This window comes from Streptomyces agglomeratus, assembly GCF_001746415.1.
Taxonomy (GTDB): Bacteria; Actinomycetota; Actinomycetes; order Streptomycetales; family Streptomycetaceae; genus Streptomyces; species Streptomyces agglomeratus.
Map to the genome: position 1 here is coordinate 6,791,628 of NZ_MEHJ01000001.1, position 24,266 is coordinate 6,815,893.

The following is a 24,266-nucleotide window of genomic DNA, read 5'->3' on the forward strand; positions in this document are numbered from 1 at the left end:
AGGGAGGGTTGTTGTTCAACGTTGTACTGATGTGTATCGTCACGACCGTTGACTTGAAGTTTCAAGTAACCGTTCCAAGCCGGTCCCCAACAGGCAACAGGAGAGAGCCCCTCACATGACTCCCCCCACCAGCACCCTCGGCGTACCCGTCATCAGCAGCACCGCTTCCGGCCGCACCCCCTCCCTCCACGGGTACGACGCGGGCCTTCTCGTACTGCGGCTCGCGCTCGGCCTGACCATGGCCGTCCACGGCGCGCAGAAGCTCTTCGGCTGGTTCGGCGGAGGCGGGCTCGACGGAACCGGGCAGTTCTTCACCGCCAGCGGTTATCCGGCCGGCGAGGCGATGGCCGTCGTCGCCGGTCTCACCGAGACCCTCGGCGGTCTCGGGCTCGCCCTCGGTCTGCTCACGCCGCTGGCCGGCGCGGCCGTCGTCGGCACCATGGTGAACGTACTCGCGGTGAAGTGGGGCGGCGGCTTCTTCGCCCCCCAGGGCGTGGAGTACGAGCTGCTTCTCACAGCGGCCGCCGCCGCGCTGACGCTGACCGGTCCCGGCCGGTACGCCGTCGACCGCCTCCTGCCCGGACTGCGCGGCCACCGGCTCGCGTACGGCGTCGCCGCCGTGGCCGTCGGCCTGGTGGTCGCGGGCGTGGTCCTGCTGCTCCGGAAGTAGGCACCCCCGGCCTGCGCATAGGGTGGGCCGAATGCAGGAGCAGTACCGGACCGTCGCCCGCGCGGGCGTGCACGAAGCCGAGATCAACAGATCACGCTTCCTGTGCGCGCTCGCGCCCGCAGCGACCGAGCAGGAGGCGCAGGACTTCGTCGCGCGCGTCCGCAGGGAACACCCGACGGCGTCGCACAACTGCTTCGCGTACGTCATCGGCGCGGACGCCTCCGTGCAGAAGGCGAGCGACGACGGTGAGCCGGGCGGCACGGCAGGCGTACCGATGCTCCAGATGCTGACGCGCCGCGAGGTCCGGTACACCGTCGCCGTCGTCACCCGCTACTACGGCGGCGTGAAGCTCGGCGCGGGCGGGCTGATCAGGGCGTACGGGGGAGTGGTCGGTGAGGCGCTGGACGCCGTCGGCACGATCACCCGGCAGCGCTTCCGGCTCGCCACCGTCACCGTCGACCACCAGCGCGCCGGAAAGCTGGAGAACGATCTGCGGGCCACCGGCCGCGCCGTGCGCGACGTCCGCTACGCCGAGGCCGTCGCGATCGAGGTGGGCCTGCCGGAGGCGGACGTCGAGCCCTTCCGCGCGTGGCTCGCCGACGCCACTGCGGGTACGGCGGGGTTCGAACTCGGCGGAGAGGCGTACGGCGACGCCTGAGGCGGGACCCAATACCGAGGTCCGTGGTGGGCGAGGTGCGCAGCGACGCTAACGTGGTCGGTGCCGGCCGTCAGGTCGCGGGATTCGGTGCGTGCTCGGGGGGCGAGGAAGTGAAAATGCGGGTCGGAGCCGTCTCTTGAGGATTCTGCACACGTCGGACTGGCATCTGGGGCGGTCCTTCCACCGGGTGAACCTGCTCGATGCCCAGGCCGCGTTCTTCGACCACCTGGTGGCGACGGTGCGCGAGCGGGACGTCGAAGCCGTGCTCGTGGCGGGTGATGTGTACGACAGGGCGGTTCCGCCGCTCGCCGCCGTCGAGCTCTTCGACCGGGCCCTGCACCAGCTCGCCGCCGCCGGTGTGCCGACCGTCATGATCTCCGGCAACCACGACTCGGCCCGCAGGCTCGGCGTCGGCGCCGGGCTCATCGACCGGGCCGGGATCCACCTGCGCACCGACCCCGCCGGTTGTGCGACACCCGTCGTACTTCACGACGCGCACGGCGACGTGGCTTTCTACGGGCTGCCGTACCTGGAGCCCGCCCTCGTGCGCGACGAGTTCAAGGTGGCCCGCGCGGGGCACGAGGCGGTCCTCGGTGCGGCGATGGAGCGCGTACGGGCGGACCTCGCCGCGCGTCCCGGGAACACCCGGTCGGTCGTTCTCGCGCACGCCTTCGTGGCGGGCGGGGAACCGAGTGACAGCGAGCGCGACATCACCATCGGCGGCGTGGCCTCCGTACCCGCCGGAGTCTTCGACGGCGTCGACTATGTGGCCCTGGGGCACCTGCACGGCTCCCAGACCATCACCCCGCGGGTGCGGTACTCGGGCTCCCCGCTGGCGTACTCCTTCTCCGAGGCCGACCACCGCAAGACCATGTGGCTGATCGACCTGGGGCCGGGCGGGGAGATCGGCGCGGAGCGGCTCGACTGCCCCGTGCCGAGGAAGGTGGCCCGCGTCCGGGGCCGCCTGGAGGAGCTCCTCGAAGACGCCTCCCTGGAACGTCACGAGCCCGCCTGGATCGAGGCGACGCTCACCGATCCCGTACGCCCCGCGGAGCCCATGGCGCGGCTCTGCGCGCGCTTCCCGCACACCATCAGCCTCGTCTTCGACCCCGAGCGTGCCCCCGAGGACCCCCTCGCGTCGTACGCCCAGCGGCTCAAGGGACGCGACGACCAGCAGATCGCGGAGGACTTCGTGGCGCACGTGCGCGGCGGCAGCGGACCGGACGAGCGGGAACGCACGGTGCTCAGCGGCGCCTTCGACGACGTACGCGTCGACGACACGACGCGCGAGGTCGCCCGGTGAGGCTGCACTCGCTGGACATCACGGCCTTCGGACCCTTCGGCGCCACCCAGGAAGTGGACTTCGACGCGCTCAGCGCCGCCGGGATCTTCCTGCTGCACGGGCCGACCGGCGCGGGCAAGACGTCCGTCCTGGACGCCGTCTGCTACGCCCTGTACGGCGCCGTGCCCGGCGCCCGGCAGAGCCCAGGTGCCTCGCTGCGCAGCGATCACGCTCCGCACGACCTGCCGACCGAGGTACGCCTCGAACTCACGGTGGGCGGACGGCGGCTGGAGATCACCCGGCGGCCCGCACAGCCGCGCCCCAAGAAGAGGGGCGACGGTTATACGACGGAGAAGGCGCAGAGCTGGCTGCGCGAGCACGTACCCGGCACCGGATGGAAGGCTCTCAGTCGCTCCCACCAGGAGATCGGCGAGGAGATCACTCAGCTCGTGGGCATGAGCCGGGAGCAGTTCTGCCAGGTGGTCCTGCTGCCGCAGGGCGACTTCGCACGCTTCCTGCGGGCCGACGCCGAGGCGCGCGGAAAACTGCTCGGACGGCTCTTCGACACGCGCCGCTTCGCCGCCGTCGAGGACCGGCTCGCCGAGCTGCGCCGCTCGGCGGAGCAGCGGGTGCGCGCCGGCGACGAGCGGCTGCTCGCCGTCGCTCAGCGGATGGCGCAGGCGGCGGGTGACAGCGCGGACGCGCGGGCCTGGCCGCTGCCGGACGCGCAGCCGGGCGATCCCGGCCTCGCCGCAGCGGTACGGGACTGGGCGGCGATCGCCCGCAGTGGCGCCGGCGAACGCCTGGACATCGCCGAGTCGGCGGTGGAAGCGGCCGGAACCCGGCAGGCGGCGGCCCGGCGCTCACTGGAGGCCGAGCGTGAACTGGCCGCTCTCCAGCAGCGTCACGCGGACGCCCGGCGGCGCGCCGACGTACTGGAGGCGCGGCGTCCCGAGTACGAGCGGCTGCGCGAGCGGCACGACCGTGCCCGCAGGGCCGAGCGCGTCGCCCCCGCCCTGTCGCTGCGGGAAGACGCCGAGCGGGAACACCGTGCGGCCGGTACGGCGAGGGAGCGTGCGCGGGCAGGGCTGCCCCCGGACCTCGCCGACGCCGGAGCGGAGCAGCTGGCCGCGCTGGAACGCCGGCTCCGCCAGGACCTGGGCGGCCTGGAAGCCGCCCGCGGGGCGGAGCGGCGCAGCGAGGAGATCACCCGCGAGCGGACGGCGCTGGAGCGGCAGGCCCGCGCGGACGACGAGCTGCTGCGGGACGCCGCGCACTGGCTGGGCGGCTGGGAGGCGACCCGCCGCCGCTGCCGGGAGCGCATCGAAGCCGCGCAGGAAGCGGTCACCCGCGCGGAGCACCTCGCCGGCCGGCTCGAACCGGCCCGCCGCAGGCTCGACGCCGCGCGCCGGCGCGACGTACTCGCCGAGCAGGTCACGGCCGCCGGCGACCGGCTGCGGGCGGCCCGTGAGGAGGCCGCGGCGGCGCACGAGAGGTGGCTGGACCTCAAGGAACGCAGGCTGCGGGGCATCGCGGCCGAGCTGGCGGCGGGCCTGCGCGACGGCGCGGAGTGCGCGGTCTGCGGCGCCACCGAGCACCCGAAGCCCGCGCGGGCGGCGGCGGACCAGGTGGACCGTACCGCCGAGGAAGCGGCGTACGAGGCCCATACGAGCGCGGAGGTGGCACGCGGCGCGGCGGAGCGCGCACTCGCAGCGGTACGGGAGGAGCACGCGGCGGCGCGCGCCGAGGCGGGCACCGCCGCCGAGCCGTCCGCAGCGGAGGCGCACGCCGGCCGCGCGGTGCGGGGCACCGCCGCCGCCCACGGCGACGCCGAGGCGGACGCGGTGCTCCCGCGGCCCGCCGCTTCCGGCACCCGGGTGCCCGGCGGGGCACACGCGGAGGCCGACGGCCCGGACATTCCCCGCGGGACTGCCTCCGGCGTCGCGTTGAGCGAAGTGAACAGCGCGGTAAGCAGCGAAGTGAGCCCGCCCGGCGCGCCGGACGGGCCCGGAGACGACGACCGCGGGCCCCACCGGGCGGGGGCGGCGATCCCGGCCCAGAACGAAGGCCCCACCGGGGCGGCGCGTTCCGGCGGGGCCGCCGGCGGCGGAGGCTCCGGACGAGCGGCCGGGGTGCTGCACGAGGTCGGCGTCGCCGAACTGGCAGCCCTCGTCGAAGAGCTGCGCCGTGAACACGCCGCTGCGCACGCCACGGCCGCCGGTCTGCATGCCGCCCGTGAGGAGCTGGACCGGGCCGAGCGCGAGTACGCGCGACGCGTCGACGCGCAGCAGCAGGCCGAGCGCCGGGTGGCCGCCCGTACCTCGCAGCGGGAAGCACTCGACCGGGAACAGGCCGCCCTCGAAGCGGAACTGGTGACCGCCCGTGGCGACGCCGGCAGCGTCGCCGGGCACGCCGCGCTGCTGGAGCGCCGCGTCCGGACGCTGGGCGAGGCCGCCGAGGCCGTGCGCGCGGTCGAAGCAACCGCCCAGCGCCTCAAGGAGGCCGACGGCCGGCTTGCCGACGCCGCGTTCAAAGCCGGGTTCGACGCGCCGGGCGCGGCGGCGCAGGCCCTGCTCGGAGACGCGGAACAGCGCGACCTCCAGCGCCGCATCGACGAGTGGCAGCACGAACAGGCCGTCGTCGAGGACCGGCTGTCCGAACCGGAGACGGCCGCGGCCGCCGGCCGGCCCGAGGCCCGCCCCGAGCGGGCCCGGCGGGAGTTCGACGCCGCGGAGCGCGCCCTGCTCGACGCCGCCTCCGCCCTCGACGCCGCCCGCGAACGCCGCGCGGCGCTCGCGGAGCTCTCGCGGCAGGCGGCCGAGGAGACGCGCCGCCTCGGCCCGCTGCGCGAGGAGTACGAGCGGGTGGCGCGCCTCGCCTCCCTCACCGCCGGCACCTCCGCCGACAACGAACGCAAGATGCGGCTGGAGTCGTACGTACTGGCGGCCCGGCTGGAGCAGGTCGCGGCTGCCGCCAGCGCGCGCCTCCAGCGCATGTCCTCCGGCCGGTACACCCTCGTCCACTCCGACGCCAGATCCGGCGGGCGCGGCCGGTCGGGACTCGGCCTGCACGTCGTCGACGCCTGGACGGGCATCGAGCGCGACACGGCGACCCTGTCCGGCGGCGAGACGTTCTTCGCCTCGCTCGCCCTCGCCCTGGGCCTCGCCGACGTGGTGACCGACGAGGCGGGCGGCGTACGGCTCGACACGCTCTTCATCGACGAGGGCTTCGGCAGCCTCGACGACCAGACCCTGGACGAGGTCCTCGACGTACTGGACTCCCTGCGCGAACGCGACCGCAGCGTCGGCATCGTCAGCCACGTGGCCGATCTGCGGCGCCGCGTCACCACCCAGCTGGAGGTCGTCAAGGACCGGCACGGATCGGTGGTGCGCCACCGCACGGCCGGGGTCAGCGGCTGAGCGCGCGCCTCGGCAGCGGCGAGGAGTAGACGACGCTCGTGGTGACCGAGCCGAGCGTGCCGAACCGTCCCGAGACCTCTTCAAGGTGCTTCATGGAACGGGCCGCGACCTTCATGACGAAGCAGTCGTCGCCCGTCACGTGATGCGCTTCGAGTACCTCGGTCGTCACTTCGAGCAGGTCGTGGAACGGCTTGTAGTTGCCGTGCGGATAGCGCAGCCGTACGAACGCCAGGATGGGCATCCCCAGCTGCTCCTGCTCGACGACGGCCGTGTAGCCCGAGATCACCCCGGCCTCTTCGAGCCGCCGCACCCGCTCCGTCACCGCGCTCGCGGACATCGACACGGTGCGGGCCAGCTCGGCGAACGTGGCCCGGCCCTCGCGTTGCAGAGCTTCCAGGATGCGCCAGTCGGTGGCGTCCGGTGAATATCCGGTCATGTACGAGAGACAACAGGGATTCCACCGGCAGATCAAGAGAAGAGCCGGGGAATCCCACTTCAGCCGGATGATCACTCGTCGTAGATTTTTACCCATGACCACGACGCAGACAGCCACCGCCCAGACGCCCGCCACCAGCGCCAACCCCGTCCTGCGCGTCCCGCCGGCCGCCCCCGCCGCGGCCGCCGCGTACTTCGCCGCCAGCCTCGCCTTCCACGCCGACGTGTCCGACGTGGCCTCCGTCCTCGCCTCCGGCGACGACCCCGGCTTCGTCGTGATCGACTCGCGCTCCACCGAGTCCTGGGACCAGGGCCACGTTCCCGGCGCGGTGCACCTCCCGACGGCACTGATCCCCTCCCAGGCGGAGCGGCTCCTCGACAAGGCCGTGCCGGTCGTCACCTACTGCTGGGGGCCCGGCTGCAACGGCGGAACCCGAGCGGCCCTCGCGCTCGCGGAACTCGGCTACCAGGTCAAGGAGATGCTCGGCGGCATCGAGTACTGGATCCGCGAGGGCTTCGAGGTCGAGACCTGGGAGGGACGGGAGCGGCGCGACGCCGACCCGCTCACCGCGCCGGTCGGTTCGGACAACTGCGGCTGCTGACAGCCGGGTTCCCTTCCGCTCACCGCACGGCGCGGGTCACCTGCCGCAGGAACCGCGTGTCACGCGGGCGCACTTCGGCCGCCGGGCACGCCGCCCGCAGCACCACGTCGAGCACGGCGTCGCTGTCGCACGCGTACTGCCCGCTGGCCCACCCGTGGTTGGCTTCGACGACCGCCCAGCGGCCGTCGACCGTACCGACGTCCACGACCACCGCACTCGGCAACGGCGGCGCACCGGGCGCGAAGAGCTGCGACGCGAAGCCCAGCACCTCCTCCTGGAGCGGGTCCCGCTCCAGGCGTACGACGTCGAGCTCGCCGCGCACCGCGTAGCGGCTGCCGGTCACGATCTCGCCGTCCAGCACGAAGAGCCGGTACTCGGCCGTGAACGAGACGATGTCGCTGACCAGCACCGGAGTGTCGTCGTCCACCGCGTCGGGGCCCGGCAGCCCGCTGCCGTCCGGGTAGACGCGCGCCGGGAAGCCCTTGTCGTTCGGCGGCTTCACGAAGGCGGGGCGGCGCAGGGTGCGGGCCCGAGCGACCGTCGTGCACTCGATGTGCCGGCCGGTCAGTTCGTACGGAAGTGCCGCCAACCAGTCCATGGGCGGTTCCAGCAGCCCGAGTCCGAGGCCGTCGGCGACCGCGTCGGCGAAGAGCGGACCGGCGTACAGCGAGCCGATGGTGTGCGGCCGCTCGGGGGCGCGCCACTCGCGCAGCGACGCGCACCCCAGCCCGCGGCGGCGTGCGGCGGCCGCGAGCGCGCGGCCGGTCGCGGTGGCGCGCGGGGACAGGGCGAGCGTGCGTACGGGTGTAGGCATGGGGGAGAGGGTGCCTCATCCCCCGCACGCGGGCGTAGCGATTGTAGGCGGGCGTCCCGGCCCGGTGAGGCGGCGAGAGGGTTCAGCGGCCGCTGCCCGCGAGGGTGAGCGCGTCGAACAGCGGCGACGGGTCCGAGCCGGCGGGCAGGCCGCTGACCTGGCCGTCTCCGACCTCCACCACCCGCCACACGCCGTCCTCGCGCAGCGCGAGGTCGGTGGTGACCCAGCGGCAGCCGAGTGCGCGCACGGCGGGGCGTACCGCCGTGAGACAGGGCGCGGGGAGTTCGGCGGGGGAGTCGGGATGAGCCGTCGTGAGTACGGGCTCGCCGTCGACCCACCACACGCGCGCCTCGCCGCCGGGTACGAACGGCTCGTACTCCCGCACCACGAGCCCTCCCGCGAGTGAGTCGTCCTGAAGCTCGAAGAAGCGTCGTACGACGGCGGAGAGCTTGTCCGTGTGGGCGAGCGAGGGGACGAAGCATGCCTCGTCCCACTCGTGCTTGCGCGACTTCACGAAGTCCTTGACGACGGCGGGACCGGGATGCAGAGGTGCGGTGAGCGCGGCGAGCGCGGGCCCGGACGGGGGCGTTCCGGGCGGCAGCGGGCGCCAGACACTGCGCGGCGTGAGGTCCGCGAAGACGTCGTACCACCCGGGGAGTTCGTGCGCGCGGCCGAAGTCCGGGGCCGGGGTGAGCAGGCCGCAGCCACGGGCACGGAGGCCCTGGTCCAGCTCCTCGTACCGCGACACCGGGACCATCCAGCCCCGGTACCAGTACGGGCCCGAGTCGCGCGGCACGCGTGCGAGCGCGGCTTCCGTGTCCCCGGCGAGCAGCGCGTCGTGGTCGAGGAGCGCGGTCTCCCCGCCGGAGCGGCGCGCGCACGCCACCTCTGCGGCGAAGAACGGGTCGGGGCGTCCGGCGGCGAGCGGGTCGGAGCAGAAGAGATAGCCGGTACTCATGAACGGACTTTCTGTCGAACTGACTGCGGACTGCGGACTGCGGACTGCGGCTGCGGACGGCGGACCGGACTGCGGACCGAGGGCGGCGGACCGGGCTGCGGACCGCGGACGCCGTAGGTGCGCGGGGCACGGGAGCGGCGGCCGCCCCGGCCGGCGGCCCGGCCGGGGCCCGTACCGCCCGAGCCCGGCCGCCCCATGCGTACCCGCGCGAGCGGCCCGGTCAGAGCTTCGACAACTCGTCCACCAGATCGTCGAGGCCCAGCGAGCCCTGCGACAGCGCCGCCATGTGCCATGCCTTCGCGTCGAACGCGTCACCGTGCGCCCTGCGCGCGTTCTCGCGGCCCAGCAGCCACGCCCGTTCGCCCAGCTTGTAGCCGATCGCCTGACCGGGCATGGACAGATAGCGGGTCAGTTCGCTCTCCACGAAGTCCGCCGGACGGCCGCTGTGCGCCCCGAAGAACTCCTGCGCCAGCTCGGGCGTCCAGCGCTCGCCCGGGTGGAAGGGGGAGTCCGCCGGAATCTCCAGCTCCAGGTGCATGCCGATGTCCACGATGATCCGGGTGGAACGCATCATCTGCGCGTCCAGGTAACCGATCCTGCGCTCCGCGTCGCCCAGGAAGCCCAGCTCGTCCATCAGCCGCTCCGCGTACAGCGCCCACCCCTCGGTGTTGGCGCTGACCATCCCGACCGACGCCTGGTAGCGGGACAGCCGGTCCGCGACGTGCACCCACTGCGCGATCTGCAAGTGGTGACCCGGCACGCCCTCGTGGTACCAGGTCGACGTCAGGTCGTACACCGGGAACCGGGTCTCGCCCATGGTGGGCAGCCAGGTGATCCCCGGGCGCGAGAAGTCCTGCGACGGAGTGGTGTAGTACGGCGCGGCCGCGCCGCCCGGGGGCGCGATGCGGGACTCCACCTTCCGTACCCGCTCGGCGAGTTCGAAGTGCGTGCCGTCCAGCGCCTCGATCGCCTCGTCCATCAGGCTCTGGAGCCAGGCTCTGGTCTCCTCGACGCCGTCGATGTGCGTACCGTGCTCGTCGAGCCAGGCCAGCGCCTCCCACGGGGTGGCGGCGCCCGGCAGGATCCGCTCGGCCTCGGTCCTCATCTCGCCCAGCAGGCGGTGGTATTCGGACCAGCCGTACGCGTACGCCTCGTCGAGGTCGAGGTCGGTGCCGTTGTAGAAGCGCGACCAGCGCGCGTACCGCTCGCGCCCCACGGTGTCGGGAGCGTCCTTCACGGCCGGGCCGTACACGTCACGCATCCAGTCGCGCAGGGCGGCGACCGCCGCGGTGGCGGCCCCGGCCGCCTTGTCGAGTTCGGCGCGCAGCGACGCGGGTCCGGCCGCCGCGTACGCGTCGAACCACCCGCTCCCGTCGCCCGCCCACTCGGTCAGCTGGCCGGTGAACGTCCCGGTGGCGCGCGGACCGGCCGGCAGCCCACGCTCCAGACCGAGCGCGAGCGACGCGCGGTACCCCTCCAGGGCGTCCGGCACCGCGCGCAGCCGTTCCGCCACGGCCGCCCAGTCCTCGTCGGTCTCGGTGGGCATCACGGTGAAGACGCCGCGGACGCTGTGCGCGGGGGAGCGGATGTTGCTGACCGTCCGGAGGCTCTCGCCGGCCTCGTGCACGGCGAGTCCGGCGGTCAGCCGCTCGCGCAGCAGCCGCCCGCAGCGCCGTTCGGCGTCGCTGTCCGCGCCGGGACGGCCTTCCGCCTCGTCCAGTTCGGCGAGCGTCGTGCGGGCCAGCTCGGCGAACGCCTCCCGGCCCTCGGGGGAGAAGTCCGGCAGGCCGCCGGAGGTCTCCCGGGCTCCCAGGTACGTACCGGTGATCGGGTCGAGGGCGATGAGTGCGTCGACGTACGTGTCGGCGACCTGACGGGGGAGGGCGAGCCGGCTGCTCGCAGTGGCTGACATGCGGACATCCTCGTACGGTGAAGGGCTCCTCGTCATCACCGTCGGACCGTGAGTGGCCTGGCATCGGCGGTGCGCGTCAGCGTCCCGCGGCAGGCTCGGCGGCGGGTGGCAGCAGCGGTCCGCAGTCCCATTCCTGGAATATCAACCGGGTCTCAACGCGGGCGACTTCGCGCCGCGACGTGAACTCGTCCAGCACCAGTCGTTGCAGGTCGGCCGTGTCCGTCACCGCCACGTGGACGAGGTAGTCGTCCGGGCCGGTCAGGTGGAAGAGCGCGCGGGTCTCGGGCAGGGCCCTGACGCGGTCCACGAACGGGCCGATGAGTTCGCGCCGGTGCGGCCGGACCTGGACCAGCAGCAGGGCTTCGAGACCGCGGCCGAGCTTGGCGGGGTCGAGGCGCAGCTGATGGCCGAGAATCACCCCTGAGCGGCGCAGGCGCGCGACTCGGTCCAGGCATGTGGAAGGCGCAACTCCTACCTCGGCGGCAAGATCGCGATAGGTGGTCCGGGCGTCGTTCTGCAAGAGGCGCAGTATGTGCAGATCGACCGGGTCCAGTACGACAGATTCGGCCATGGCCCGAACGTAACACGGAGTGCTGACACTACTTCCCGGTAATTGTTCAGAGTCATGTCATGAACACCGACACCCCGACCGTCGACGCCGCGCCCATACCCCGGGCCCTGGCCACCGAAGCCGTGCACGCCGGCCGCGAAGACCTCGCCGCGCTGGGCCTGCACGCCGTTCCGCTCGACCTGTCGACCACCTATCCGTCGTCCGACAGCCGGGGGGAGGCGGCCAGGATCGACGAGTTCGCCGCCACCGGCGCGCGGCCGGACGGCCCTCCCGTGTACGCCCGGCTGGACAACCCGACCACCGCCCGCTTCGAGGACGGACTCGCGCGGCTGGAGGGCGCCGAGAGCGCCGTCGCCTTCGCCAGCGGCATGGCCGCGCTCAGCGCCGTACTCCTCGCCCGGGCGAGTGAGGGCCTGCGCCACGTCGTCGCCGTACGGCCGCTGTACGGATGCAGCGACCACCTCCTGAACGCCGGACTGCTCGGCACCGAGGTGACCTTCGTGGAGCCGGACGGCATCGCGGACGCGATACGTCCCGACACCGGCCTCGTGATGGTGGAGACGCCCGCCAACCCGACGCTCGCCGAGGTCGACATCCGGGCGGTCGCGCGGTCCTGCGGGCCGGTTCCGCTGCTCGTCGACAACACCTTCGCGACGCCCGTCCTCCAGCGCCCCCTGGAACAGGGCGCGCGGATCGTCCTGCACAGCGCGACGAAGTACCTCGGCGGACACGGCGACGTCCTCGGCGGGGTGGTGGCGTGCGACGAGGACTTCGCGCGGCAGCTGCGCCAGGTGCGGTTCGCGACCGGCGGCGTACTGCATCCGCTCGCCGGATACCTGCTGCTGCGCGGGCTCTCGACGCTGCCCGTACGGATGCGGGCGGCCTCGGCGACCGCGGCCGAGCTGGCGCGGCGGCTGGCCGCCGATCCGCGCGTGGCGCGCGTGCACTATCCGAAGCTGGGCGGCGCGATGGTCGCCTTCGAGGTGTATGGCGATCCGCACGCGGTCATCGCGGGCGTACGGCTGATCACCCCGGCCGTCAGCCTCGGCAGCGTGGATTCGCTCATCCAGCATCCGGCCTCCATCAGCCACCGCATCGTGGCCGAGGGAGACCGGCGGTCCTCGGGGGTCAGTGACCGGCTGCTGCGGATGTCGGCCGGCCTGGAGGACGTGGAGGATCTGTGGCGGGACCTGTGCGAGGCCCTCAGTGCTGCCGGGGCCGGCCGGCCCGTGCCGGTGCCTGTTGCGTCCACGACTGTGCCTGTGCCTGTCCCCCTGTATGTGCGGGACGCGGTCGTACCTGCGCCGGCCCGGACTCGGACGCAGTCGCAGCCAGCCGCGCGGTGACTACCAGCGTGCCCTCCTCGATCTGGTAGTCGAGGGGCAGGCCGAGGCCGCGCATCGCCGCGACCATGCCGGTGTTGGACGACTGGGTGACGGCGTAGACGCTGTCGCAGCCCGCCTCGACGGCGAGCGCCACCAGGCGTTCCAGCAGCTCGGAGCCGATACCGCGACGCTGCCACGCGTCCTCGACGAGCAGCGCCACCTCTGTCTCGTCGCCGTCCCACAGGAGATGACCGAGGGCGACGAGGCGGCCGGACGCCGTCTGGACGGCGAGGGTGCGGCCGAAGCGCGGGCTGAGCAGGTGGCTGAGGTAACGGTCGGCGTCGCCCACCGGGCCGTGGTAGCGCAGGCTCAGGGTGCGCTCGCCGCAGCGGTCGTGCATGGCGCGGGCGGCTTCGAGGTCGTCGAGGCCGGCCCTGCGTACGGTGATCTCGTTGCCCTCGGGGAGCGTCAGAATGTCCTCGCTGCGCGGGATGCGCGGGCCGAGGCGGGCGTCGAGCTCGACCAGGGCGCGGGCGCGCGCGAACTCCGTGGGAGTGAACGGCAGGTAGTGGCGCTCGATGATGATCACGCCGCCGGACGGGTCGCGCAGCTTCATGACCGTTCCGTCGAGCACGCCCTCGACCGGTGCGCTCTCGCCGGTGGGGCGGCCGGTGAGGGTGGTCGCGGGCAGCGAGTGGATGGTGCAGCGTCCGAGGAGCTGGCGCAGGGCCAGCGGCAGCTCGGCGGCGTCGAGCGCGGTGCGGGTGGCGAGGCCGAGCACCCGTGTGGGGGCGTCCACCAGGTCGTGGGTGTCGGCCCGCTCAAGCCATGTGTCGCTGCCCCCGGCCGCGGCCGTCTCGCGGGTGAGGTGGGAGGCATGGAGAGCGGCGGGGGCGCGCAGCAGCAACTCGTCTACGGTGCCTTCGGCGAGCGGGTGGGTCTGGAGCGTCAGGATGTCCACCTGGTGGCGGGCCAGGGCGGTGCACAGCAGCGCGAGACTGCCGGGCTCGTCCTTGACGGTGGTCCGCATCCGCCACAGCGCTGTTTCGGCGTCAGGCGTTCCTGCGCCCGCGCCGGCGTCGGAGTCCTTCGCGCCGGCGCTCTGCGCACCGGCGCCCGGATCCGCGCCCGGATCACCGGCGGTCGGCGGCGGCGCATGGCTGTGGCGCCGTGCCCACCAGGTGTGGAACCCGGCCGTGGCGGCGAGCGCCACGGCCGAGATCACCAGCAGGTACGGGCCGTCCGGTCCGTGCACGATCAGGTTCGCCACGGCGTCGGCGACGGCCACCGCCGTGAACAGGGCGGCGAGTTCGACGAGGTCCCGCCGCCAGTGGTGCGAGCGGCGGAACCTCTTCGCGGACGTCGTCCTGGCCACTTCAGTCCCCTTTGTCACGTCAGTCACGTCAGTCATATCGGTCATGGCACCACTGTGGCCGAGTGGTGTTGCGCGATCACGAACGCTTTGTGACTGACGGGTTAAGTGTGCTTCTGGGGGCTTAGGGTCGTTTTCAATCACTTCACAGGCCCACCCGGCCCGGTTGCAGCACCTTGCTGAACAGCACCACGCCTCCCTCCGCGCGCAGACGTACCGTCAGCTCGCCGCTCCCGCCGTCGATTTCGACCTCGCCGAAGTACTGCGGTGACTCCATCGGCGACACGTTGGCACGGGACGGTGCCTTAACGAAGACCTGGTCGGGGCCGAAGGTGGCGTCGAGCCGGCCCGCCGGGAAACCGCCCGCGGCCAGTGGTCCGGACACGAACTCCCAGAAGGGCGCGAAGTCCTTGAACGCCGCACGGGACGGGTCGTAGTGCTGCGCGGAGGTGTAATGCACATCGGCGGTGAGCCACACCGTGCCCGTGACGCGAGCGTGCTTGATGTGGCGCAGGAGTTCCGCGATCTGGAGCTCGCGTCCCAGCGGCGCTCCGGAATCGCCCTGTGCGACGGCCTCGAAGTTGGCCGCCCCGTCCGGGACGACGATGCCCAGCGGCATGTCGGAGGCGATCACCTTCCACACCGCACGGGAGCGCGACAGCTCCCGCTTGAGCCAGGCGAGCTGCTCCGCTCCGAGGATCCCCGTCGCGTCGTCCGGCTGCCGGCCGGGCGAGTTGGCGTTGCGGTACGTCCGCATGTCGAGGACGAAGACATCGAGCAGCGGGCCCTGCCTGACCACCCGGTAGATACGGCGGTCGTCGTCCTTCCGGGGCTCCACGCGCGCGTGCAGCGTCGAAACGGGAAAGTACTCGCCGAACGCCCGCATCGACCGGGCCGCCAGTACGTCGACGTTCTTCTCCGTGTACCGGGCGTCGTCCAGGATCTGTCCCGGGTACCAGTTGTTCCGCACCTCGTGGTCGTCCCACTGCACGATCGAGGGAACCTGCGCGTTGAAACGGCGGACGTGCTCGTCAAGCAGGTTGTACCGGAAGTTCCCGCGGAACTCGTCCAGGGTCTCGGCGACCTTCGACTTCTCCGGGGTGGTGATGTTCCGCCACACCCGCCCGTCCGGCAGCGTCACGCTCGGCTGGATGACACCGTCCGCGTACACCGTGTCGCCGCTGCACAGGAAGAAGTCCGGGTCGAGGCGGCGCATCTCCTCGTACACCCGGTAGCCGCCGATGTCCGGATTGATGCCCCACCCCTGTCCGGCGATGTCGCCGGACCACAGGAAGCGCACACCGGCACGTCGCTTGGCCGAGGCCGTACGGAACGTTCCCCGGAACGGCTCACCGCTGCGCCTGGGATCGTCGGGATCGGCGAGCGTCACACGGTAGTGAACCTGTTCGCCGGAGGGCAGTCCGCGCAGCAACGTCGTACCCGTGAAGTCCGTGCCGGGGCCGAGCAGCGGACCGTGCCATCTGCGCGCGTGGCGGAAGGACTCGGTCGCCGCCGTTTCCACGATCATCCGGGCCGGACGGTCGGACCGTACCCACACCAGCCCCGACGAGGAGGTGACGTCACCGGTCTGTACGCCCCAGGTGGCGCGCGGGCGGCCGGAGAACACCTGGGCGGGCGCGGCGGCCGCCCGGCCCGCGCCGGCGGGCAGGGCGAGCGCGGCCGAGGCGGCCAGGGTGCCGCGCAGGAGGGCACGCCGGCCGGGCGGCCGGGCGCGGGGCAGGCCCTGCGCCGGGGACGGGTTCTGCGGCTGGTTCCGGGGCTGGTTCTCGGGTCCGCTGTACGGCATGGGCGCGCCTCCAGTGACGGTGTGTTCCGGGTGTGCGACGCCATGCCTAACGGCCGGCCACGGCAACCACACGAACCACAAGTGAACAACTGGCCCCCGTTCCCGGGAACCGCTCCGGTGCGTTCCGCTGAGGCCGCGTGCGCCAGGGCTGCTCCGCTACGGTCGCCCGGCACCCACAAACGCGCTCTCGGGTCCTGCCGTTCGGGGGAGCCTGACGATGGCGGGCAGGCCCGCCACGATGCCCCTCACCTCGGCGCCGGGGAAGTGCTCGGCCCGAGCGCGGCGGTGAGCGTGTCGCGCCGCTCGCGACAGGCGCGCCGGCAGCGGCGCAGCTGGCGGTCGTAACCGCCGCTTCTGACGAACGCCGCGAGCAGTGCCGGATCGACGGCGGGGTTGCCCGGCTCCTCGACGCCCACGCGCGCCTGTTCGCGCCCGCGCAGGAGGAAGCCGAGCAGTGTCATCGCCTGCGCCACACCGGAACACACCGGGAGCCGCCCGGGGTCGGCGACCACTCAGCGGCGCCGCGTGAGCAGCCCGGCGAGGGCTGTGCGCAGCTCGCGCAGCCCGCGCGGACCGGGGTACAGCGCGTGGTGCGGCACGTTCCCCAGAAGGCTCCGGTGGTGGACGCCCAGGCCGTTCACGGGAAGCGCGCTCGCCGCCGCGGGAGTCGGTCTGGGCCCCGGGGTGTTCGGCGGGCGTCCGCGCGGGGTGTCAGGGTGTCAGCTGCTGGTGTCGAGAATGACCCGGGCCACGAGCGCGGGATCGTCGTTCATCGGCACGTGGCCGCAGCCGGGCAGCTCGACCAGCCGGGCTCCGGGGATCACGCGCTTCGCCCTGACACCCTGGCGGCGCAGCAGCAGCCGGTCACGGCTGCCCCAGGCGACCGTCACGGGAATGCCGGGAACGTCGTCGGTGAACAGGACGGTACGGCCGGCCGACAGGGTCTCGGCGAAGCCGGCCGACTCGCGAAGCGCCAGCGTCTCCGCGACGACGGCGTCGGGTGAACGCCACCCCGGCCGCGCATAGATGGTGCTGGTGAGCGCGGCCCGGCCAGCGGCTGTGCGGGCCATGCGCTCTATGAGCGGCAGCGGGAGCGTCTGCGCGCCGAACCGCATCCCGCGCAGCGCGCTGAAGGCGTAGCGGCGTTCGCTCTCCGTCCAGAAGCCGGCGGGGGAGAGCGCCGTGACGGACCGTACGAGCCGCTCCTGGCCCAGTTTCAGGGCGAGCAGACCGCCAAGGGAGTTCCCCGCCACATGGGGACGCTCGACGCCCAGCGCCTCGCACAGCGAACCAAGCACGGGAACGACCGTCGACAAGTCGTAGGAGAGGCCGTGGGGCAGTGCGGTCGACCCGCCGAAACCGGGCAGGTCCACGGCGATCACGTCGCGTTCGGAGGCCAGCGCGGAAATCACCGGCTGCCAGGCCTGCCAGTGGTGCCCTATGCCGTGGAGGAGCAGGAGCGGCTCCCCGGCACCCGCCCGTTCGTAAGTGACGGAGAGCGTGTGCGTGCCGGTGGGGGACGCGATGCTGAAGGAGACCTCTGCGGGCATGCTGCTGCTCCAAGGGGTGGGGGCGGCGCTAGACAACGCGTCAGCAACAATTACCGCCGAGTAGCTTGGAGTTCAAGGGGACGGACAGATTCGGCCGTGCCGCCGCCGTGTGGTCCGTGCCGCACCCCAGCCGCCTGGACACCGCGGAAACGGTCGGCTGGTATGGACACGTGACTGCCGACACCATGACAGACGTCTTCGAAGAGCACCGCCCCGTTCTGACGGGTGTGGCCTACCGGATGCTCGGCAGGGTCGCCGACGCGGAGGACGTCGTACAGGAGGCATGGCTGCGCTGGTCCGCGCAGGTACGCGACGACGTACGGGAGCCGCGGTCCTATCTGGTGAGGGTCACCACCAGGCTCGCCATCGACCGGCTGCGGCACGTACAGGCGCGGCGTGAGGCGTACGTCGGACCGTGGCTCCCTGAGCCGATTGAGACGGACTTCGGTACGACCGTCGAAGACACCGCGGAACGCGCGGTACTGGCCGACTCCGTATCGCTCGCCGTTCTCGTCGTTCTGGAGTCGCTCTCGCCGCTGGAACGCGCCGTGTTCGTCCTGCGGGAGGCGTTCGGCTTCCCGTACGGCGAAATCGCAGCCACGCTGGAACGCTCGGAATCAGCCGTACGGCAGCTCGCGGGACGCGCCCGGCGGCATGTCGCGGAACGGAGGCCGCGCTTCGACGTGGACCCCGCCGAACGGAGGGTCCTGACCGAACGGTTCCTCGCCGCCGCGTCGGGCGGAGACCTCGACGCGCTGCTCCGGTTGCTCGCACCGGACGTCAGGCTGGTCGGCGACAGCGGAGGCAAGGCCAAGGCGCCCCTGCGCGTCATCGAGAGCGCCGACAAGGTGGGCCGTTTCCTCTTCGGGGCCGCCAAGCAGGGCATTCCCGCGAGTGAGTTCCGGTTCGTGGAACTCAACGGCGGGCCCGCCCTGCTGGTCCTCTCCGGTGGGAAGCCGGACGCGGTCTTCCAGGTGGACGTCGCGGACGGTCTCATCCAGTGCGTCTATATCATGCGAAATCCAGACAAACTTTCCGCAATCGTCCCGTAAGGGCGGCGCCCACCCTGCGTTGATTGGTCTTGACCAAGGCAGGGCCCGGACTTATGGTCGCAGAGTTAGTGCAGGAACCTTTAATAAACAAGGGCGGGGAAACCCGTCCGGGGACCAGGCCGATTGCGGAGGATCAGGGTGGGGACCACGCAGCTCGATACGGTGCCGGAGCCGAAGTACTGGCACCTCAAGACCGTGCTCAGCGAGGCACTCGACTCCGATTTCGCGGTCGGTGAGATCCTGCCCAACGAGCGTGAACTCGCCGCCCGCTTCGGCGTCGCGCGCGCCACGCTCCGCCAGGCGCTCGAACAGCTTGAGCTCGAAGGCCGGTTGCAGCGCCGTCGCGGCGTGGGCACCACCGTCGCCCCGCCGCGTGTCGGCGTCGACGTAGGGACTTCGCAGCACGGCTGGCCGGGCGCGGCCGGCGACTCCTGGCAGCCCGTCGACTGCACGAGTGCCGTCCCGCCCGTCGCAGTGGCCCGCATGCTCGACGGTGACTGTGACAACGAGGTGCACGTGGTGCGCCGGATCCGTGTCACGCACGGCCAGCCGGTCGCCGCCGAGCTGCTGTACGTCCCGGCCGCCTCCGTACTGGACCTCGCGGCCATCGATTCGCCCTCCGGTGCGGCCCGCGCCCGCGGCGTGCTGCGGGAACTTCAGCGCCTCGCCATGGAGGGTCAGGACCGCGCCGTCGAACTCGGTTCGGCACGCGCGGACGACGCGAAGGAACTCGACCGGCTGCCGGGCGCTCCCGTCCTCGTCGTCACCACGCGCTACTTCGCCCACGGCGGGACCGCCGCCGTCTCCGTGGCCACCTACCGGGCGGACACATGCAGGCTCACCTTCGGTGACTCGGGCGACCTGGAGATCAGCCATCACACCCAGGAGCGCAGGGCCTCCTGAGCACCCTCGCGTCGTACGGTACGGCCCGTCGCACTCAGCGGCGGGCCGTCACCGTTCCCTCGACGGCGAACAGCTGCTCCTCGACATGGTCGAGGGCCAGCCGCAGAGCGCCCGTCGCCACCGCCGCCTCACCGAGCAGCGACAGCGCCACCTGCGGCGGACGCAGGCAGTAACGCGCCAACTCGCCGCGCAGCGGCTCCAGGACGCCGTCGATACCGGCCGCCCATCCGCCGATGACGACCAGCTCCGGGTCCAGGGCCAGGACCAGCGCGGCCACATCGTGCACCAGCCGCTGGATGAACCGCTCGACGGCCTCCTGAGCGGCGCGGTCGCCCTGCCGTGCGCGCCGGAAGACGGTGGCCACAGCCTGCTCGTCAAGCGGGAGCACCGGCTCGTCGGTCGTCGACAGCAGCTTTTCCGGTGTGACCTCACGGCCGAGCAGGTGCAGCGCTCCGATCTCACCGGCCGCGCCGCCGAAACCCCGGTGCAGCCGCCCGCCGATCAGTGAGCCGGCGCCCGGGCTCAGCCCGGCCAGTACGAAAACGATGTCGTCGGAGTCGACGGCCGCGCCCATCCAGTGCTCGGCGACCGCCGCCGCGTTGGCGTCGTTCTCCACCAGCACCGGGCAACGGAACGACCGGCGGAGCCGTTCACCGAGCGCCAGACCGGTCCAGTCGGGAAGGGCCGTGCCCAGCCGTACGGTTCCGTCGGCCTCCACGATGCCGGGCGTCCCGACCCCGACGGCGCGCAGTGAACTGCGAGGGACGCCGGCGCGTCGCAGTACGTCCGCGACCATGGCCCGCACCCGCTCCAGCCGCTCGTCCGCCGAGGCCGTCTCGGACACCGTGCGGGAACCGGCGCCGATGACCCGGCCGTCCAGACCGGACAGCAGGGCCGCGATGCGGTGCGGACCGATCTCGACGCCCAGCAGATGCCCCGCCTCGGCGCGGAACCGGAACCTCCGCGCCGGCCGCCCCTGCCGCCGCGTCTCACCCTCCTCGGGCGGGGCCTCGACGACCAGACCGGTCTCCATCAGCCCTTCGACGACGCCCTCGACCGTAGGCCGCGATAGCCCGGTGACCCGGGTCAGATCGGTGAACGTGAGCGAGCCCGCGCCCCGCAGCGCGTGCAGCACCACCGCGGAGTTGATCCGCCGCAACAGTGAGGGGTCCCCACCGGTCAACCGCCCCACGGTGTGTCCTCCCAGCTCGCGCGCTTGTTCTGCCGGATCGTACCCGCTGGTTCGTACCACTGCGAGCCGCGCCCGGCCCCACGGATGCGCCGCGCACCGCTCAGCCGGGGGAGACGAATCCGGACTCGTACGCGGCGATGACCGCCTGGGTGCGGTCCCGAGCGCCCAGCTTGGCCAGCACCGCGCTGACGTGCGACTTCACCGTCTCCGTGCCCACGATCAGCCGCTCGGCGATCTCCGCGTTGGACAGGCCACGGGCCATCAGCCGGAGCACTGCCTCCTCCCGTTCGGTGAGCGCGGCCCGGTCGAGATCCGCACGCGCCTTGTTGCTCCCGTACTCGGCGGCCAGCGCCCGGACCGCCGCGGGAAACAGCAGCGACTCGCCCTCGGCGATCAGCCGCACCGCGTTCACGATCTCCGACGGCCGGGCCCGCTTGATCAGAAACCCGTCGGCCCCGGCCCGCAGCGCCTCGTACACGTACTCGTCGTTCTCGAAGGTCGTGACCACCAGGATCTTCGGTGGCGAGTCCACGGTGCGCAACACCAGCCGCGTCGCCTCGATGCCGTCCATCAGGGGCATCCGCACGTCCATGGCGACGACATCCGGCCGCAACCGCCGAACGAGGGGCAGGACCGCGGCGCCGTCGGCGGCTTCTCCCACCACCTCGATATCGGGCTGCGCCTCCAGAACGGCGCGCAGACCCGCGCGCACGAGAGGCTCGTCGTCGACCAGAAGCACGGTAACCGGCATCCGATCAGCGTATTCGGTCCAGCGGCAGGCTCGCGCGCACCACCCACTCGCCGTTGTACGGACCGGTCTTGGCCTTGCCGCCGAGCAGCGCCGCCCGCTCCCTGATCCCGCGCAGGCCACTGCCGTCGCCGGGAGAACTTGCCGATGTGGACAACGGATTGGACACCTCGAGCTCCAGCCAGTCGTCCGCGACGGACATCCAGACCCGGACCGGGACGGCACCGGAGTGGCGCAGCACGTTGGTGAGCGACTCCTGAAGGATGCGGTAGCCCTCGCGCGAGACCGGCCCGGGCACCTTTGTCAGGGGCCCAGTCGCACCGATGTCGAGTTTCACCCCCGACGCGCGGGCCGAGTCGAACAGGCGGCTTGCCTCGGCCAGGGTCGGCCGCTGAGTGGAGGGCGTCCGCTGTTCCCGCAGCACGCGCAGCACCCTCTCCAAGTCGTCCAGCGCCTCACGCCCGGTTTCCTCGATCGCTGTCAGCGCCCGTTCGGTGAAGTCGGGGTCGTTCGCCGTTCGTGCGGCCGCCGCCTGGACGACGGCCACGGTCAGAGCATGCCCGATGGAGTCGTGCAGTTCGCGCGCGATGCGATTACGCTCCAGCAGCTGCTCGGTGCGTTCCTCCAGGGCCAGTAACCGTTCCTTGGGTGACGGGCCCAGCAGCCTCCGGGCAAGTGCGGTCACCACGTCTCCGAGGGCCGGCATGCAGGCGAGCATGACCACGATCGGCAGCGGCGCGAGCAACGCGTACCACCAGTGCGGTTCGAGGTTCGTCAGCAGCCCGACGTTTCCCCCAGTGGCGCGGGACGACAGCGTGAGCAGATCAAAAGCCATGACCGGCAGCCATACGCTGATGAGCGTGGCGACGGCCGAAAGCGTCAGCCGTGCCTGGATCCAGAGCACCACCCTTCGGCGCTGCGCCCAGGTGGCGGATGCCGCGGCCGCGATCCGGGCATCGGGCCGGCCCCGTTCCCCGGGCGTCAGCAGCAGCTGGGCCTGTAGCCCCTCCTCAAGACGCACCGCGGGGATGAGACCCACCGGCAGCATCACGAGCGCCGGGACGTACCACGTGTCGATGGAGATGAACATCCACACGCTGAAGATCAGCACGGGGATGCACAGATGCAGCCACCGTGTGTAGGTAACCCCGTGGGCCAGCCGGCGGAAATAAAGGATCATGCGGCCATCGTGCCAGCGGTCCCAGGGACAACGGCTCCCCCGCACGGGGGAGATGATCCCCACGGACGGGGGAGGCCGACGGCACTCGGCGACAGCCAGGCTGGACCCATGAACACCATCGACGTCCAGGAACTGACCAAGGAGTACGGCGCCAGGCGGGCCGTGGACCGGCTCACCTTCCAGGTTCGGCCGGGCCGGGTGACCGGCTTCCTGGGACCCAACGGGGCCGGCAAGTCCAGCACCATGCGGCTCGTTCTCGGGCTCGACCGGCCCACCTCGGGCACGGCCACCATCGCCGGCCGCGCCTACGCACGCCTCGACGACCCGCTGCGCCAGGTGGGGGCACTCCTCGACGCCCAAGCGGCCCACGGTTCACGCACCGCCCGAAACCATCTGCTGGCCCTGGCAGCCAGCAACCGCATACCCGTGCGCCGCGTCGACGAAGTGCTGGAGGAGGCCGGCGTCGCTGAGGTGTCGGGCAAGCGGATCAAGACGTTTTCGCTCGGAATGAGGCAGCGGCTCGGCATCGCCGCCGCACTGCTCGGCGATCCCAAGGTGGTGATGCTGGACGAGCCGTCGAACGGTCTGGACCCCGAAGGGATCGTCTGGATCCGGGAATTGCTCAAGCGTCTCGCCCGCGAGGGCCGCACCGTCCTCGTCTCCAGTCACCTGATGAACGAGACCGCGTCCTTCGCCGACCACCTTGTCGTCCTCGGCAGGGGCCGACTGCTCGCGGACACGTCCGTGCAGGAGTTCCTCGGCGCCCGCAGCAGCCCCCGGGCCCGGGTGCGCACCACCGAGTCGCGCCGGCTGTGCGACGCACTGACCCGCCGGGGGTACACCCCGGTGCGATGCGAAGACGGTTACTGGGCCGTCGACGGTGTGAAGGCCGGGGAGGTCGGGGTGATCGCTGCTCGCGAAGGGATCGTGGTGCTCGAACTCTCGGATGAACAAGCCACGCTGGAGCAGGCGTATCTCGACCTCACGGCCGACGCGACAGAATTCGCTTCCGTCGCACCCGCACACTCGGCCTTTCCCACGACAACCGGCCGGGAGGTCTGAATCATGTCGCCCATCGCAGTCCTCCACTCGGAGTGGATCAAGATCAAGTCAGTGCGGGCATCCGCGGGTTCACTGACGGCGGTATTCGCCGTCACCCTCGCCATCACGGTGCTTGCCTGTGCCACGGTGGGACGGGCCGAGGCCGACAACGACGGATATGACCCGGTGTTCGGCGCCTTCTACGCCCTGAACTTCGGCCAGCTGGCCGCCATCAGCTTCGGAGCCACGGCGTTGTCCTCCGAGTACCTCAACGGCGCGCTGAGGGTTTCCCTGTCGGCGGTGCCGCGCAGAGGACTCTTCTACGCGGCGAAGTTGGCGGTCACAGGAGCCCTCGCGCTTGCCGTCGGGTTCGCGACCAGCTTCGCCTCCTTCCTGACCGGTCAGGCGTTCATGGGGGAGTACGCCATCGGACTCGGCGATCCCGGCGCGCTGCGTGCCTGCCTCGGCAGCGGCATATATCTCGCACTCATGGCGCTCCTCGCCGCAGGTCTCACCGCGCTGCTGCGCAGCGGCGTCGCCGTCCTGAGCCTTCTCATCCCCTTCATTTTGATTGCCTCGTTCGTGGTCGGGGACATAGCGGGTGGCGTCGCCCAGTACTTGCCGGACCGTGCGGGACAGCAGGTGCTGCACGTGAACCCGCAGGGCGACCTCGGGGCATGGACGGGACTCGCCGTCACCGCGGCGTGGGCCGGGGCAGCGGTGCTGGCCGGATGGTGGGCGCTACGGCGTCGCGACGCCTGACAGACGGCCAGTT

At 72.2% G+C, this 24,266-nt stretch carries 22 protein-coding genes and 1 pseudogene; 10 read left to right on the plus strand and 13 right to left on the minus strand.

Annotation, left to right across the window (positions count from 1 at the left end; genetic code table 11):
- Positions 1 to 115 precede the first annotated feature (115 nt).
- The 4 genes from AS594_RS29640 (at position 116) to AS594_RS29655 (ending at position 6,029) form a co-directional block, all read left to right on the plus strand.
- Positions 116 to 670 carry a DoxX family membrane protein gene (locus AS594_RS29640; protein WP_079144336.1) on the plus strand — a complete coding sequence of 185 codons (555 nt, stop codon included), beginning with the start codon at positions 116 to 118 and terminating at the stop codon, positions 668 to 670.
- Positions 671 to 701: 31 nt separating this feature from the next.
- Positions 702 to 1,328 carry a YigZ family protein gene (locus AS594_RS29645; protein ID WP_069935497.1) on the plus strand — a complete coding sequence of 209 codons (627 nt, stop codon included), beginning with the start codon at positions 702 to 704 and terminating at the stop codon, positions 1,326 to 1,328.
- A gap of 136 nt (positions 1,329 to 1,464) precedes the next feature.
- Positions 1,465 to 2,631 carry an exonuclease SbcCD subunit D gene (locus tag AS594_RS29650; RefSeq protein WP_069929883.1) on the plus strand — a complete coding sequence of 389 codons (1,167 nt, stop codon included), beginning with the start codon at positions 1,465 to 1,467 and terminating at the stop codon, positions 2,629 to 2,631.
- Entirely contained in the window at positions 2,628 to 6,029 is a 3,402-nt protein-coding gene (locus tag AS594_RS29655) for an AAA family ATPase (RefSeq protein ID WP_069929884.1), read from the plus strand. Before AS594_RS29650 ends, AS594_RS29655 begins: the two co-directional genes overlap by 4 nt.
- Here AS594_RS29655 and AS594_RS29660 read toward each other — a convergent pair.
- Complete coding sequence (locus AS594_RS29660) at positions 6,019 to 6,465, minus strand: Lrp/AsnC family transcriptional regulator (protein WP_069929885.1); 447 nt, start codon at positions 6,463 to 6,465, stop codon at positions 6,019 to 6,021. The genes AS594_RS29655 and AS594_RS29660 overlap by 11 nt on opposite strands.
- 94 nt (positions 6,466 to 6,559) lie before the next feature.
- Between AS594_RS29660 and AS594_RS29665 the strand changes: the two genes are divergently transcribed.
- The gene (locus tag AS594_RS29665; protein WP_069935498.1) at positions 6,560 to 7,066 is read left to right on the plus strand and encodes a rhodanese-like domain-containing protein; all 507 of its coding nucleotides are present in this window, start codon (positions 6,560 to 6,562) and stop codon (positions 7,064 to 7,066) included.
- 19 nt (positions 7,067 to 7,085) lie between these two features.
- On the opposite strand, the gene AS594_RS29670 is transcribed toward AS594_RS29665, so the two are convergent.
- The 4 genes from AS594_RS29670 to AS594_RS29685 all read right to left on the minus strand — a co-directional run bounded on the left by AS594_RS29670 (position 7,086) and on the right by AS594_RS29685 (position 11,321).
- The gene (locus tag AS594_RS29670; RefSeq protein ID WP_069935499.1) at positions 7,086 to 7,880 is read right to left on the minus strand and encodes an ATP-grasp domain-containing protein; all 795 of its coding nucleotides are present in this window, start codon (positions 7,878 to 7,880) and stop codon (positions 7,086 to 7,088) included.
- Positions 7,881 to 7,962: 82 nt separating this feature from the next.
- Positions 7,963 to 8,838, minus strand: a complete 876-nt coding sequence (locus tag AS594_RS29675) for an ATP-grasp domain-containing protein (RefSeq protein ID WP_069935500.1) — start codon at positions 8,836 to 8,838, stop codon at positions 7,963 to 7,965.
- A gap of 220 nt (positions 8,839 to 9,058) precedes the next feature.
- Complete coding sequence (locus tag AS594_RS29680) at positions 9,059 to 10,750, minus strand: DUF885 domain-containing protein (protein ID WP_069935501.1); 1,692 nt, start codon at positions 10,748 to 10,750, stop codon at positions 9,059 to 9,061.
- Between the two features lie 76 nt (positions 10,751 to 10,826).
- Positions 10,827 to 11,321, minus strand: a complete 495-nt coding sequence (locus tag AS594_RS29685) for an Lrp/AsnC family transcriptional regulator (protein ID WP_069929888.1) — start codon at positions 11,319 to 11,321, stop codon at positions 10,827 to 10,829.
- A 59-nt stretch (positions 11,322 to 11,380) separates the two neighbouring features.
- On the opposite strand from AS594_RS29685, the gene AS594_RS46360 reads away from it, so the two are divergent.
- Entirely contained in the window at positions 11,381 to 12,667 is a 1,287-nt protein-coding gene (locus tag AS594_RS46360) for a PLP-dependent transferase (RefSeq protein ID WP_079144335.1), read from the plus strand.
- Here AS594_RS46360 and AS594_RS29695 read toward each other — a convergent pair.
- The 5 genes and pseudogenes from AS594_RS29695 to AS594_RS29710 form a co-directional block, all read right to left on the minus strand.
- Positions 12,612 to 14,066, minus strand: a pseudogene (locus tag AS594_RS29695) (GNAT family N-acetyltransferase); the annotation flags it as partial. The gene AS594_RS46360 and the pseudogene AS594_RS29695 overlap by 56 nt on opposite strands.
- Before the next feature lie 97 nt (positions 14,067 to 14,163).
- Positions 14,164 to 15,825, minus strand: coding sequence for an alkaline phosphatase D family protein (locus tag AS594_RS29700; RefSeq protein ID WP_079144334.1), 1,662 nt, complete (start codon positions 15,823 to 15,825; stop codon positions 14,164 to 14,166).
- A gap of 245 nt (positions 15,826 to 16,070) precedes the next feature.
- Positions 16,071 to 16,298: a hypothetical protein gene (locus AS594_RS48400; RefSeq protein WP_478078921.1), complete on the minus strand. Its 228-nt coding sequence runs from the start codon at positions 16,296 to 16,298 to the stop codon at positions 16,071 to 16,073.
- Between the two features lie 39 nt (positions 16,299 to 16,337).
- A complete protein-coding gene (locus AS594_RS48405) occupies positions 16,338 to 16,466 on the minus strand; it encodes a hypothetical protein (protein WP_439794817.1) in 129 nt (42 codons plus the stop codon).
- Between the two features lie 78 nt (positions 16,467 to 16,544).
- Positions 16,545 to 17,375, minus strand: coding sequence for an alpha/beta fold hydrolase (locus AS594_RS29710; RefSeq protein ID WP_069929890.1), 831 nt, complete (start codon positions 17,373 to 17,375; stop codon positions 16,545 to 16,547).
- A 170-nt stretch (positions 17,376 to 17,545) separates the two neighbouring features.
- On the opposite strand from AS594_RS29710, the gene AS594_RS29715 reads away from it, so the two are divergent.
- Entirely contained in the window at positions 17,546 to 18,427 is an 882-nt protein-coding gene (locus tag AS594_RS29715; protein ID WP_107364853.1) for an RNA polymerase sigma-70 factor, read from the plus strand.
- A gap of 138 nt (positions 18,428 to 18,565) precedes the next feature.
- Positions 18,566 to 19,330 (plus strand): GntR family transcriptional regulator, encoded by a 765-nt coding sequence (locus AS594_RS29720; protein ID WP_069929891.1) that lies wholly within the window; start codon positions 18,566 to 18,568, stop codon positions 19,328 to 19,330.
- Between the two features lie 34 nt (positions 19,331 to 19,364).
- On the opposite strand, the gene AS594_RS29725 is transcribed toward AS594_RS29720, so the two are convergent.
- The 3 genes from AS594_RS29725 to AS594_RS29735 form a co-directional block, all read right to left on the minus strand.
- Entirely contained in the window at positions 19,365 to 20,522 is a 1,158-nt protein-coding gene (locus AS594_RS29725) for an ROK family transcriptional regulator (RefSeq protein WP_069929892.1), read from the minus strand.
- A gap of 100 nt (positions 20,523 to 20,622) precedes the next feature.
- Positions 20,623 to 21,273, minus strand: coding sequence for a response regulator (locus AS594_RS29730; RefSeq protein WP_069929893.1), 651 nt, complete (start codon positions 21,271 to 21,273; stop codon positions 20,623 to 20,625).
- Positions 21,274 to 21,277: 4 nt separating this feature from the next.
- Complete coding sequence (locus AS594_RS29735) at positions 21,278 to 22,450, minus strand: sensor histidine kinase (RefSeq protein ID WP_069929894.1); 1,173 nt, start codon at positions 22,448 to 22,450, stop codon at positions 21,278 to 21,280.
- A gap of 108 nt (positions 22,451 to 22,558) precedes the next feature.
- Between AS594_RS29735 and AS594_RS29740 the strand changes: the two genes are divergently transcribed.
- The gene (locus tag AS594_RS29740; RefSeq protein WP_069929895.1) at positions 22,559 to 23,512 is read left to right on the plus strand and encodes an ATP-binding cassette domain-containing protein; all 954 of its coding nucleotides are present in this window, start codon (positions 22,559 to 22,561) and stop codon (positions 23,510 to 23,512) included.
- 3 nt (positions 23,513 to 23,515) lie between these two features.
- Positions 23,516 to 24,253, plus strand: coding sequence for an ABC transporter permease (locus AS594_RS29745; RefSeq protein ID WP_069935502.1), 738 nt, complete (start codon positions 23,516 to 23,518; stop codon positions 24,251 to 24,253).
- Positions 24,254 to 24,266: the final 13 nt, after the last annotated feature.

Excerpts from the sequence above, each read along its gene's own strand:
- AS594_RS29745 (WP_069935502.1), top strand. The coding sequence starts at position 23,516 with ATGTCGCCCATCGCAGTCCTCCACTCGGAGTGGATCAAGATCAAGTCA.
- AS594_RS29670 (WP_069935499.1), bottom strand. The coding sequence starts at position 7,880 with ATGCCTACACCCGTACGCACGCTCGCCCTGTCCCCGCGCGCCACCGCG.
- AS594_RS46360 (WP_079144335.1), top strand. The coding sequence starts at position 11,381 with ATGAACACCGACACCCCGACCGTCGACGCCGCGCCCATACCCCGGGCC.
- AS594_RS29730 (WP_069929893.1), bottom strand. The coding sequence starts at position 21,273 with ATGCCGGTTACCGTGCTTCTGGTCGACGACGAGCCTCTCGTGCGCGCG.
- AS594_RS29680 (WP_069935501.1), bottom strand. The coding sequence starts at position 10,750 with ATGTCAGCCACTGCGAGCAGCCGGCTCGCCCTCCCCCGTCAGGTCGCC.
- AS594_RS29700 (WP_079144334.1), bottom strand. The coding sequence starts at position 15,825 with ATGCCGTACAGCGGACCCGAGAACCAGCCCCGGAACCAGCCGCAGAAC.
- AS594_RS29735 (WP_069929894.1), bottom strand. The coding sequence starts at position 22,450 with ATGATCCTTTATTTCCGCCGGCTGGCCCACGGGGTTACCTACACACGG.
- AS594_RS29645 (WP_069935497.1), top strand. The coding sequence starts at position 702 with ATGCAGGAGCAGTACCGGACCGTCGCCCGCGCGGGCGTGCACGAAGCC.
- AS594_RS29640 (WP_079144336.1), top strand. The coding sequence starts at position 116 with ATGACTCCCCCCACCAGCACCCTCGGCGTACCCGTCATCAGCAGCACC.
- AS594_RS29665 (WP_069935498.1), top strand. The coding sequence starts at position 6,560 with ATGACCACGACGCAGACAGCCACCGCCCAGACGCCCGCCACCAGCGCC.
- AS594_RS29710 (WP_069929890.1), bottom strand. The coding sequence starts at position 17,375 with ATGCCCGCAGAGGTCTCCTTCAGCATCGCGTCCCCCACCGGCACGCAC.
- AS594_RS29660 (WP_069929885.1), bottom strand. The coding sequence starts at position 6,465 with ATGACCGGATATTCACCGGACGCCACCGACTGGCGCATCCTGGAAGCT.
- AS594_RS29675 (WP_069935500.1), bottom strand. The coding sequence starts at position 8,838 with ATGAGTACCGGCTATCTCTTCTGCTCCGACCCGCTCGCCGCCGGACGC.
- AS594_RS29685 (WP_069929888.1), bottom strand. The coding sequence starts at position 11,321 with ATGGCCGAATCTGTCGTACTGGACCCGGTCGATCTGCACATACTGCGC.
- AS594_RS29740 (WP_069929895.1), top strand. The coding sequence starts at position 22,559 with ATGAACACCATCGACGTCCAGGAACTGACCAAGGAGTACGGCGCCAGG.